The sequence below is a fragment of the Xanthomonas albilineans genome, assembly GCF_009931595.1.
GTDB classification, from domain to species: Bacteria; Pseudomonadota; Gammaproteobacteria; order Xanthomonadales; family Xanthomonadaceae; genus Xanthomonas_A; species Xanthomonas_A albilineans.
Map to the genome: position 1 here is coordinate 2,779,845 of NZ_CP046570.1, position 11,740 is coordinate 2,791,584.

At 53.4% G+C, this 11,740-nt stretch carries 7 protein-coding genes and 1 other annotated feature; of the genes, 3 read left to right on the top strand and 4 right to left on the bottom strand.

Annotated features, from left to right (window positions below; all coding sequences use genetic code 11):
- Positions 1–20 precede the first annotated feature (20 nt).
- The 3 genes from XaFJ1_RS11515 to XaFJ1_RS11525 all read left to right on the top strand — a co-directional run bounded on the left by XaFJ1_RS11515 (position 21) and on the right by XaFJ1_RS11525 (position 3,691).
- Positions 21–944 (top strand): homoserine O-succinyltransferase, encoded by a 924-nt coding sequence (locus tag XaFJ1_RS11515; RefSeq protein WP_012916849.1) that lies wholly within the window; start codon positions 21–23, stop codon positions 942–944.
- 78 nt (positions 945–1,022) lie between these two features.
- Positions 1,023–2,375 carry a glutamine synthetase family protein gene (locus XaFJ1_RS11520; RefSeq protein ID WP_012916850.1) on the top strand — a complete coding sequence of 451 codons (1,353 nt, stop codon included), beginning with the start codon at positions 1,023–1,025 and terminating at the stop codon, positions 2,373–2,375.
- Between the two features lie 84 nt (positions 2,376–2,459).
- A protein-coding gene (locus tag XaFJ1_RS11525; RefSeq protein WP_425478926.1) for an IS3 family transposase occupies positions 2,460–3,691 on the top strand; the annotation gives its coding sequence in 2 pieces (ribosomal slippage) (positions 2,460–2,751 and positions 2,751–3,691; 1,233 coding nt in all).
- Positions 2,738–2,854, top strand: a sequence feature (AL1L pseudoknot). It overlaps the preceding gene by 117 nt.
- Before the next feature lie 170 nt (positions 3,692–3,861).
- Here the strand turns inward: XaFJ1_RS11525 and XaFJ1_RS11530 are convergent.
- The 4 genes from XaFJ1_RS11530 to XaFJ1_RS11550 all read right to left on the bottom strand — a co-directional run bounded on the left by XaFJ1_RS11530 (position 3,862) and on the right by XaFJ1_RS11550 (position 11,656).
- On the bottom strand, positions 3,862–4,035 hold the full coding sequence (locus XaFJ1_RS11530) for a hypothetical protein (protein ID WP_012916851.1): 174 nt from the start codon (positions 4,033–4,035) through the stop codon (positions 3,862–3,864).
- The gene (locus XaFJ1_RS11535; protein ID WP_012916852.1) at positions 4,032–4,550 is read right to left on the bottom strand and encodes a hypothetical protein; all 519 of its coding nucleotides are present in this window, start codon (positions 4,548–4,550) and stop codon (positions 4,032–4,034) included. Before XaFJ1_RS11535 ends, XaFJ1_RS11530 begins: the two co-directional genes overlap by 4 nt.
- A 500-nt stretch (positions 4,551–5,050) precedes the next feature.
- Positions 5,051–9,694: an RHS repeat-associated core domain-containing protein gene (locus XaFJ1_RS11545; RefSeq protein WP_012916854.1), complete on the bottom strand. Its 4,644-nt coding sequence runs from the start codon at positions 9,692–9,694 to the stop codon at positions 5,051–5,053.
- Between the two features lie 267 nt (positions 9,695–9,961).
- Positions 9,962–11,656 carry a type IV secretory system conjugative DNA transfer family protein gene (locus XaFJ1_RS11550; protein ID WP_012916808.1) on the bottom strand — a complete coding sequence of 565 codons (1,695 nt, stop codon included), beginning with the start codon at positions 11,654–11,656 and terminating at the stop codon, positions 9,962–9,964.
- Positions 11,657–11,740 lie beyond the last annotated feature (84 nt).

Sequence of the window (11,740 nt, forward strand, 5' to 3'; positions counted from 1 at the left end):
TTGAAGAGGGCCCCAACCTCATGTCAATAATAATCCCTAAAGGGCTACCGGCAGGTCGTGTTCTTGAAAACGAAGGCATCACGGTCTTAGAAGATGAAGCAATGATCCATCCGCAGTGCCGATCTATACGCGTGGGGTTGCTTAACCTAATGCCAAATAAAATCAATACCGAGATTCAGATAGCGCGCCTTTTGGGTTCCACCCACTTCCAGGTCGAGTTGACGCTTGTCAGGATATCCAGCCACTCATCGAAAAATACACCTGTCGAACACTTGAAATCATTCTACGAGGACTGGCGGAATATTAATAATCAGAAATTTGATGGATTTATAATAACCGGTGCGCCAGTTGAGAAAATCCCTTTCCGCAGCGTCGATTACTGGGATGAGCTCACTGGAGTATTTCGGTGGACGCAGACCAACGTACATAGTTGCTTGAACATCTGTTGGGGTGCGCAAGCTGCTATGTATTTTTTCTATGGGGTGCCAAAGTACGTCTTGAAAGAGAAATTATTCGGCGTATTCAAGCATCATATCTATGATAGCGGATCCCCTTACTTGAAAGGTTTTTCCGACGAACTTTACATTCCTGTGTCGCGCTGGACGGAAATGCGTCGCGCCGACATCCCTGTTGATAGCGGCGTCTCCGTTCTCATTGATTCGCTCGATACCGGACTTTGCTTGCTTAGCGATCCTAAGCATCATACTTTGCATTTCTTTAATCATATCGAATACGATTCGAATACCCTTGCAGACGAATACTTCCGCGATCTTGGCACAGAAAGAAACATTCAGCTACCCAGGAACTATTTTCCAAACGATTGCCACTATCTGCCACCGACGAATCGATGGCGCAGTCATGCACTTTTATTGTTTGAGAACTGGATCAGCCATATGTATAAAACGTCCTTGGCGGATATGGACATGGCCGGTCGATGTCGATGAATTACCACCAGCAGATGCGTAGCTCTCGTGGGACTCTCATATATACAGCAGTTATTTAAATAGCGGTGGTAATCTGTTATGAACTTCGATGAACTCCGGAATTTGGTCGCGTCCGGCGCGATCGATACGATATTGGTATGCATGGTCGACATGCAAGGCCGGCTCATGGGAAAACGCTATCATGCCGCTACATTTGTTCGTCACGGTTACGACCAAGGCCATGCCTGCAATTATCTATTGGCCAATGATATGGAAATGGTCCCGGTGCCTGGTTACGCGAATGCCAGCTGGAGTGCGGGTTACGGCGATTTCTTCCTCAGGCCTGACTTTTCCAGCTTGCGATTGCTGCCGTGGCTGGACGCAACGGCATTGGTGATTTGCGATGTCTACAATGACAACGGCGAGCCAGTGGCGCAATCGCCCAGACATATCTTGCAGAGGCAGTTACGCCGGGTATCCGACCGCGGAATGCGTGCCTGTTTTGCATCGGAGCTTGAATTCTACCTTTTCGACGAGTCTTACTCCGAAATTTCAAGAAAAAATTATAATTTTCCAAAGATATTTGGAAGTTATAATCAGGATTACAATATTCTTTCGACAACGCGACAGGAGTGCGTCATGCGTCCGATCAGAAAAGGTCTATATGGCGCTGGAGTCGCAATTGAATGTACAAAGGGTGAGGGAGGCGCTGGCCAGGGAGAAATCAATGTCCGGCATTCAGACCCGTTGTCGATGGCCGATCAGCACACAATCATCAAGCACGGCAGCAAGGAAATAGCAGCACAGCACGGCAAGTCGATCACCTACATGGCGAAATGGAACGATAATTATGCAGGGTCGTCCAGCCACGTGCACTCGTCGCTATGGTCGTCTGATGGCCGATCCCTATTTTATGACGAAGCAGAACCGCAGGGAATGTCCATTATAATGAGGAACTATCTGGCTGGAATCCTTAAGTATGCGGGTGATATTACTCTCCTTTTAGCACCCTACATCAACTCCTATAAAAGATTCCAGATTGACACGTTCGCACCCACTAAGATCGCATGGGGCTGTGACAATCGAACGACCGGCTTACGCGTTTGTGGCCATGGCTCTGATGATCTGCGCGTCGAGTGCCGCATTGGTGGTGCCGATATGAATCCCTACATTGCGTTCGCCGGACTGATTGCAGCCGGCTTGGCGGGGATTGACGAGAAACTGCCATTGGGCGAGCCGTGCAAGAGCGACGCATATCGCGACACGGGATTGCCGGACATCCCGAAAACACTAAGAGCTGCCATCGATATCAGTTCGAGCTCGATTTGGCTCCGCGAGGTGCTAGGAAGCGAGATTGTCGACCATTACGTCCATGCCGCGCAATGGGAACAATCCGAATACGACAGGCATGTCACCGATTGGGATTTACTTAGGGGATTTGAACGTAGTTAGCGTGCTATGGACTTGGGATCCTAACGTTGGTAGGTGAACCGCCCCGGTTTCCGCGGAGGCTCAACACTCTGAGAGGATTGAGCCATGAGCAAGTCGAACAAGTTCTCGCCCGAGGTACGCGAGCGCGCGGTAAGGATGGTGCAGGAGCAGCGCGGAGAGTACCAATCGCTGTGGGCGGCCATTGAATCCATAGCCCCAAAGATTGGCTGCGTGCCGCAGACCCTGAACGAATGGGTCAAGCGCGCCGAGGTCGATGCCGGTGCGCGTGAGGGCGTGACGAGCAGCGAGGCGCAGCGGATGAAGGAACTCGAGCGCGAGGTCAAGGAGCTGCGCCGGGCCAACGAGATATTGAAGCTGGCCAGTGCGTTTTTCGCCCAGGCGGAGCTCGACCGCCGACTGAAGTCGTGAAGGCCTTCATCGACCAGCATCGCAATGCCTTCGGGGTCGAGCCGCTCTGCAAGGTTCTGCAGGTTGCCCCGTCGGCCTATCGACGTCATGCCGCGCTACTGCGCGAGCCCAGCAGGCGCTGTATCCGCGCCAGACGCGACGAGCGGCTAATGCCGCAGATTCAGCGCGTCTGGCAAGCCAACATGCAGGTCTACGGTGCCGAGAAGGTGTGGCGGCAACTGGCACGCGAAGGCGTCGTCGTGGCCCGCTGCACGGTCGAGCGGTTGATGCGCAGCATGGGGCTGCGCGGCGTGGTGCGCGGCAAGGTCGTGCGCACCACCATCGGCGATGCCAAGGCCCCATGCCCGCTGGACCGGGTCAATCGGCAGTTCCGTGCCGAGCGGCCGAACCAGCTGTGGGTCAGCGACTTCACCTACGTCTCAACCTGGCAGGGCTGGCTGTATGTGGCCTTCGTCATCGACGTGTTCGCTCGTCGCATCGTAGGCTGGCGAGTGAGCAGTTCTATGCGCACGGACTTCGTGCTCGATGCTTTGGAGCAGGCCCTGTATGCCCGGCAACCTGAGCGCGATGACAGCTTGGTTTGCCACTCCGACAGGGGCTCGCAATACGTCAGCATCCGCTACACCGAGCGGCTGGCCGAGGCCGGCATTGAGCCGTCGGTAGGCAGCAAGGGCGACAGCTACGACAACGCGCTGGCAGAGACCATCAACGGCTTGTACAAAGCCGAGCTGATTCACCGCCGGGCACCCTGGAAAACTAGGGAGGCCGTCGAATTCGCCACGCTGGAGTGGGTGTCCTGGTTCAACCACCAACGCCTGCTCCAACCCATCGGCTACATCCCGCCAGCCGAGGCCGAGGCAAACTACTACCGGCAACTCGCCAGTCAGACCGCCGCCGTGGCGGCCTGACTTAAACCAAACAGCCTCCGCGGAAACCGGGGCGGTTCAATAGACCCAGGGAGTTATAGAAAAAAGTAGTGATTTTGCGACTTAAGAAGATTTATCTTCCGTGCCCGCTTGCCCTCCATTATTCTGACTTTTATCAGACCGTTTCCGCCGCCGAAAAGTAAATCCATAAATCAGAAAAATGCCAAGTAGAACCGCAGGAAGTACGCATATAAAATATGAAACCCTTCGCGAAAAATAATATTCTCATATTGATCGTATTGCATAGGCGCCACTACCGCGACAGATCCGGCAGCAACATCGTCAGTAACAGATATAGAAAATTCCGCACCAGCAATTAAATTCATGTATGTACAATAATCCCAATACCATACAGTAGTTTTTCGGCCTTCCTCAATTCCCCCAGTTTAATATTTCGCTCATTTTCAATAGACGCATATGCTCCATCTTCTTTTTTTATAAGAATTTCCTTTTCCTTTTCAGGAAGACGAAGCACAATATTCCTAGAAGGAGCATCACCCGTGTTTTCCACTACAACTTGCACCATGCAAGACAACATCATATCTGACAAAATATTTTTTGTATAGATATCATCAAGACTTGGCATGTCGTTCTTATAATGACCTATCCTCATCCTTGCATCCATCGCCTTAGGATCTTGAAGTGCGTTCCTGACATCCTCGGCTAACCTCAGCTTGAGAGCCTCCACAAGATCTTCTGAGGTATTTGGTGGCAATAAGAACTGATTAACGGATATAGAGGCACGCAAATTTCCTTTAGGGGCGCCCCACCACTGCCAAAATGCCAATACGGTACCTAATAATCCTGCAAACGCAGTAATGATGCCTCCCCATTGCCTCATGATTAAATCCCCATCATTTATTTATGCATCTTAATTTATATTAATTGCTCGTCAAATCGAACTGAATCTTGAGTTACCAGGATTTAGTGAACATCTGAGCGGCCATCGCTAACTTCATCCCGCGCCTGGTACGGCAAGATGTCGGTGGCTTGGCGGCTCACCTGAGACAGGCGGCCGCATGCAAGTTACTGAAAATCAAGCCAATTATTATTTAAAGGAATTATTATACCTCCGCACTCTTAATGCCTTGAAGCCCATAAAAATTGATGCAATAAAAAACAAAAATCCAATCCCACCTCTGATATAAAAACGAACTGAAAGCTCTTGGACAACCGCCTTATCATGAGCGAAAAATGTCAACCACGCAGCCTGTATCGACCACGCAACAAACACCAATGAAATAAGAAAAAAAATTATAGAAACCGCCAAAATCAGATATTTATTCATATCCAAACCCTAATAATATATCGCCATCCGCTTCACCCATTGACCTGTTGAATTTAATTGTGTGCCGGATCAACAATTCTGCATTGCTCAAGCACATCATTAACAAACATGTGGCAATCATGAGCAAATGGAATAAATGGGCCAGTTTTCAATCCAACTTTAATTTTTTTATTAACACAATCCTCATCCACAGGCAATCCACGTATAGGAAGCTGATGAGACCCTGGCTTCTCCGACTCACCAGTATGATCAACGACTTGAGTAGCCGAGAAAGGCATATCTGGAGCAGCCTGACCAGGTACGTCACCATTGTCTGGACCCATACCTGCTTCGGCCGTATCAGTTTTAAACCACCAATGCTCAACACCCGAATCATTCAGAAAACTAAGAGGCCCATTAATATTAATAGGCCGCGCCCAGACTTGGACCTCTAACCCTCCAGCATCGGTGTACATCAATGGATTCCCCATGACATATGCATAGGTATTGAGACCACCAACCAACCCAATCGGATCACTCTGCACATAGCGGCCACCGCTCGTATCATAATCCCGGAAGTAGTTCTGGTTGAGCCCGCTCAGCGTATCGTACCGCTGCCCAGGGAAGCGCAGGTTGAACACGAATGCGGTGCCGTCCTTGTCCGGGTCCTGGTTCGGCGGGGTGTTGCCGAACGCTTCGCCCTTCATGTCCCAGCGCCAGATTGCAATGTCACGCACCGAGTCGATCACCGCGCGTGGTGTACCCAGGTGATCGGGCTCAATGTAGTTCACGCTCTTCTTTACCACAACGCCTACCGGCAGATCGTCCAGCCAGATCGCTTGCTGAACTGCAGCACCATTGCTGTCGTAATCGCCCAGCCAATGGCCGGCTTCATCATACAGCGTGTAGGTGTTGGTCTTGCCCACTTGCCGCACTTGTTCGCCATGGCCGTTGTAGGCGTAGTTGGCGACCACAACGCCATTGCGCTTGACCTGTGCCAGCCGGCCGTTGGCGCCATACACCAACTGCTCCGCCGTGCCACCGATTGCAGTGGTGTTGCCAGTCGCGTCGTAGCTGCGCACGGTGCTGCCGACGCTGCTCAATTGATGACTGTTGGTCGGATAGGCGTAGGTCTGAGTGATGGTGTTGACCTTGGCGCTCAATCGGTTGCCGGTAGCGTCGTAGGTGTAGCCGTCGATCACCGTGCCGGTCGGGCCGTCCTTGAATGCAGTCAGCCGGCCCAGGGCGTCGTAATCCAGGCTCACCACTGCCGCAGTATTGCCCGGCGCGGTCAATGCGCTGAGATTACCTCCGGGGTCGAAGCCGAAGCCCACCGCCAAACCATCGCGGCGCGTGTCAGTAATCGTCTGCGGACGATAATCATGATCCAGCACGCGCTGCATCGGGCGACCATTGCCGTAGCTCCACCCAGCCACCGGGCCGAACGGATAATACGTGGCCTTGGTCAACAGCACTTGGCGTGTGCCGCCGGATGGGGTCACACCCACTTCCGTGGTCTGGCCTCGTGCGTTGCGCACGTAATCGACCACGGCGCCGTCGGGATAGGTCAGTTGGCTCAATTTCCCGCTCTGCGTGTATGCATAGCGCAGTACGAACACCTTGCCGTTGGTGGTCTGCACCTTGCGCACCAGATTACCGAAGCGGTCGTAGCAATAATCGGTGCCGCCACTGCCATCCTGCATGTGCGATAAGCGACCGATGGCATAGGTCTCGCCGCTGGCGCAGGTACTGGGGGCGATGTCGTAGGTGTAGCTGACGTTCAAGCGCGTATCCGGGTACACCGCGCTGCTCAGCCGGTTCAGCGCATCGTAGCTGTAGCCGGTATTGAGCTTGCGCGCGTTGATCTGCGTGGCGCGGTTACCCGCACTGTCGTAGGTGTACGTGGTCGTGCCGGTGTCCGGGCTGGTCAGCGTGGTCAGGTCGCCCAGACCGTTGTAGGCATAGGTGGTATTCAGCCCCTTGGGGTCGGTGACCTGGGTGATGTGATCCAGCGCGTCGTAGGCAAACGTAGTTTGCGCCGCGATGCCACCCACGTCCTGTAGCGTGCTCGCCAGACGGTTGAGCGGGTCGTAATGGTTCTGCGTGATGTGGCCCAGCGCGTCTGTAATTGTGGTGATGTTGCCGTTGGCGTCGTAGCCGAAGTCGGTCGGGTTGCCCTGCGCGCTGGCCTGTGTGGCAAGTTGACCAAGCTGGTTGTACACCCGCGACAGCGTGCGCTTGAGCGTGCCCGATGCATCCAGGGTGTCTTCCTTGAGCCGGTTGCCGGCATTGTCCAGGGTGTAGTGGACCGTGTTGCCGGCATTGTCGGCGATGTCGGTGAGGCGATGCGCCCCGTCGTAGGTGAAGGCAGTGAATCCACCATCGGGCTGGGTGATCTGCTTGACCAGCCCGGTCGGCCAGTAGTCGATGCGGGTGATGCGGTCATCGCTCTCGGTGCTGTCGTCGCTCCCGCGCACCTTGCGGGCGGTGAGCCAGCCGCGCGGGTGGTAGGTGTAGTCGGTTACCACACCGTTGGTGTCCTTCACCGACAGTAGGCGACCGGCGCCGTCGTAGGCCAGGTACTCTGTGACCTGGCCCAAGGCATTGGTCACCTTCCACAATTCGCCCTTACGGTGCGTGCAGGTGGTCGGCGATGTGGCGCAGGCGCTGTCGTCGCTGGAGTAGTAGGTGTAACTGGTGGTGTCGTTGAGGTCGGTGCGAGGGCCGTCGACAGACGTCACAACTCCCAGCAACGGGCAGCGTCCGGCATCGATGTCGCTGCCTAGGCAGTATTGAAGTGTAGTTTGCCGCACACCCGACGGGGCGTTTACAGCACTTCCACACACATAACTATCATCAGATACGCCATTGTCGTAATTGCAATAGGCCAACGTACGGCCCGTGTCGTCTCGTTTGGCAGTACTCAGGCGTCTTGTGGATGAGTCAGCGCCGCCTTCCACAACTGAACGAACCACCTGCATGGAATTATCACGCTCAATGGTCGTCTTTTTTTGCTGTTCGGTACCTGAAGCTTCAGTGAAGACGTTAGGATATGAGAATGAATTCGCATAACTATAATCCGTGAAGTTTCCATTGGGGTCTTTATATCCCGTTAGCCAATTGTAGTTTTGGTACAACTGATAATAATACTGATAGCTTTTCGAGCCATAACTCATAATATAGACATCGGGGCCGTCATAATCGTATAGTCTTCTTTCTCCGCTTGGCCGCGTAACCGTTGCATGGCCATAGTAGTCGTCGTATTCGATGTTTGTCGTGTCGGCCAGACTGTTATTCGAGCTGTTTAAGGTGCTACTAATTGGCCTACCCTTGGCGTCATAGGAAAAGGCCGCATAACTTACCCCATTCTCGGAAATCCCCGTGAGGTGGTGAGGTGTCAGCCCTGGCGCCTGGCCAGCGTCAGCATAGTGATAGTCTCGCTTGTAGTCTGCTATTTTAGCGGCGGAAAGATTGCCCGCGCTGTCATAGTCATAAGTGACGGACTGTCCATCACTTGAGTCTACCTCAGTCAGCAACCCCATTTCTCCATCATCGCTATATTTGAATAGCAGCTGATGCCCAACGGCGTCAGTCACAGATTCAAGTCGGCCACTTTTGTTGTATGCGAGTGTTGCGTTCTTTTGAGGTGTCGATATGGACTCGATGCGGATCAACTTTCCGTCGATGTCGAATGTCTTGATCAGATCTCCAGTATCCACCATTCGATACTCGCCGCCAATTTTATTGATGACTCTGCCTGGAGTCGACACAGAATATCCGCTCCCACCTTCATTATCTGTCATAACATAGGGTTCAATATTACCCTTTTCATCTATAGCACTCACCTCATATCCCGAAAACAGCAAACTCTGCCCATAACTATGTGTCCAGCCACGTGCCATTCCGTGCACACTTGTTTGCTGCATAGAATGATAGTTACGGACAAAAGCACCAGATGGGAAATCTAGATCTTTCTCGAAGCGCGCCTTGTCTCCGGTCCCAGGGAAACAAGGTTGCCCATTGACCGGACAACTATTTACCTGCACCACCTTTGTTGAAATAGTTGGTGCGTAAGTGGTCCTGCATACGTAATTCAGGTTGTGCTGCCAACTCGGAATGTCAGAATAATAACCATCCGGACAAGTGATGACGCCATGCTTGCCGATGTCATAAATTAATTTCACGCCATTATCGTGTGAAATCTCAACTCGCCGCCTGTCATTTATATTGACAAAATCAATTCTCTGGATGGATGCTGATGCGAAGTTAGGTGCATCCAGATAACTTCCCATAACCTGAATGTCGGTAGGCGTATACCCGGAGTGTTCTTTATCATACTCAATTAGATAATCAATATCTTCCTGCTCGGTCGCAAACTGAAGCCCATACACCGCCTCATCAGGCTCATATCCATACATGTACTGTATGCTTGATGGCCCCCTAAGTGGGACAGCCCAATGTCCAATCCACACTCCCTGTCCATATGATGCTGTGTCAAAGTAGGTGGGAAATCTTTTGTCAAATGTTGCATAAGCCGAGGCAAAGTCGTTGAAAGAAAGACAGCTTTCCGCCGTCCCACAGACTATATATTTTCCACCAGACTGAGCGATTGCAACCAATGGGATCAAAAAAATAATCGCCACAAAATATAAAATATAGCGAGCGATTTTTCTCTTGCACATTCCTGCCAATAATTCATTCGGACGACAATCATTCATTTAATTAATTCCTTTTATATAAGCGGATTTTAGAATAAGAGTATCTAACAAAACGACTGCGTCGCCGTCGGGCGGGCGCGGGCAGTGCTCGGAATCCTCATGTACCCCCTATACACTGTGGTTTCTGTGCGCTGTCCACGCCTACCCGACAGCGACTCACGACATTCTAGGAAATGCGTGCGCTCATGTTGCTCAGCCAACGCCTTTTCCAGGACATCCAGCCGCTGTTTGAGGTCAGCAGGCCCTCGACCGAAAAATCTCACGTGATTACGCTCCGCCCAGCGCGAGCCGAGGCACCTGCGGTGCTTTCAGCAACAGCTTCTTGAAGTAGCTGTCCTTGTAGTAAAAAATCTTGTTCGCCAGGATCGGATAGCCAATCCCCTCGATGAACACGATGGCCTTGTCCGGCGCCAGTCCCTTCACCTCATCCGGATTCATCAGCGGACGCCGATCCAGCACCTCGGTATAGCTGTGGCTGTTGCCTGGGCCGTATGACTGCGTGCGCTGCCGACGGCGCACGGTGGTCTCGCCCAGCATCTTCGAATATTCCTCGGCATCGCGTTGCTCTCGGGGAGTGAACACGATCCGCACGCCGAGATTGGTGATCAAGCCGCGCGCTGTGTCGGCGCCATAGACCGACTCCAGCTGCGCAATCGACTGGATCACGATCACGATACGGATGCCATAGCCAGCCACCCAGCCGACGGCCACCGGCACGATCTCCACCCGGCCCAACGCGGTGAACTCGTCGAGCATGAACATGCACTGGTATTTCAGTTCTGGGTTGTGCTCGGGCAGTTCGCGGCCATTGAGTTTGATCGCCTGTTCGAAGAACAGATTCAACACCCCTTTGGCTTCGATCAGCTTGGCCGGGCTGACGCCGACGTAGATGGACTGGACGGTCTTGCGCAACTTGCTCAAGTCGAAATCGTTTGCGCTGGTCGCCGCGTCCACAATCGGGTTGCTGAAAATGTTCAACGGCGCCAGCGCCGTTTCGATGGCGGAGGTGAACGTCTCCGGCGCCAGGCCGACCAGGTTGTTCAGGCCGGTTCGCGCATGCGTGCCGAGCGTGGGCTGCCTGAGTAGCTCGCCCAGGTAGTGCTGCATCGACTGACCGGGTTTGAGGTGTGCGCCGGCGAGCAGCCGATAGACGCCCCCAAGTGTGGGCAAGCCCGTTTCAAATGCAGTCCCCTTCTTGGAAGCATAATCGTCAAACAGGCATTCGCAGGCAGCCACAAAGGTCTTGCGGCCCATTGCCGGCCAGAACGGATTCTCGCCGCTCATCTCCTTGTACAGCGTGGAGGCGATGGCGACGATGTCGCCGTTACGATGGTTCGGGTCCAGGCGCACGTAGCCCAGTGGATTCCAACGATCCGTGCTGCCGTCATCACTGAACGGATCGAACATATACACCTGGCCGTATTTGGCGCGCTGGCCGGCGGTTTTTTCCCATGCCTCGCGCTTGACGTCCAGGATCACCGCCGACTCCAGCCATGCCAACAAATTCGGAATGACCACGCTCACGCCCTTGCCGCCACGGGTACTGGCCGCCAGCAACAAGTGCTTGGACTGGATGCGGATGAAGCGGCGACCGAAGCGGCAGGCAATCAATCCACGCGGATCGTCCTTCAGCACATCGTGCCGGGACAGATCGTCTCTGCGCGCCCAGCGCGCATTGCCATACAACTCCTGCGCCTTCGTCCGCAACATGGCATACACCATGATGAGGTAGAGCATCACGGGCAAACCGAAGCCGCAGATACCCGCCAGCTTGATTTTCGGCGCATACGGATGCCACGCAGGCTGATCGACCACCTGCCAATAGCGCCAATAGGTCAGTAGTTGGACCTGTGCGTGTTCTCCGAGCAGAGTCAGCACCAAAAAGCCAGACAGATACAGCCCAGCGATGGCAACGGGTAGCAACGCGATGACGGCGGTAATGCCTTTGGTACGCGAATTCATCGAGGGAGTCGTCCTTGGGGAATCGGTGGAAATCGGGTGTGAGGAATGCGGCTTGGCGCATGCTCGTCCATGCGGTGTTGCCTG

What these genes read in the sequence shown, in the direction of transcription:
- XaFJ1_RS11530 (WP_012916851.1), bottom strand. Translation starts at nt 4,035, where the DNA reads ATGAATTTAATTGCTGGTGCGGAATTTTCTATATCTGTTACTGACGAT.
- XaFJ1_RS11515 (WP_012916849.1), top strand. Translation starts at nt 21, where the DNA reads ATGTCAATAATAATCCCTAAAGGGCTACCGGCAGGTCGTGTTCTTGAA.
- XaFJ1_RS11535 (WP_012916852.1), bottom strand. Translation starts at nt 4,550, where the DNA reads ATGAGGCAATGGGGAGGCATCATTACTGCGTTTGCAGGATTATTAGGT.
- XaFJ1_RS11550 (WP_012916808.1), bottom strand. Translation starts at nt 11,656, where the DNA reads ATGAATTCGCGTACCAAAGGCATTACCGCCGTCATCGCGTTGCTACCC.
- XaFJ1_RS11545 (WP_012916854.1), bottom strand. Translation starts at nt 9,694, where the DNA reads ATGAATGATTGTCGTCCGAATGAATTATTGGCAGGAATGTGCAAGAGA.
- XaFJ1_RS11520 (WP_012916850.1), top strand. Translation starts at nt 1,023, where the DNA reads ATGAACTTCGATGAACTCCGGAATTTGGTCGCGTCCGGCGCGATCGAT.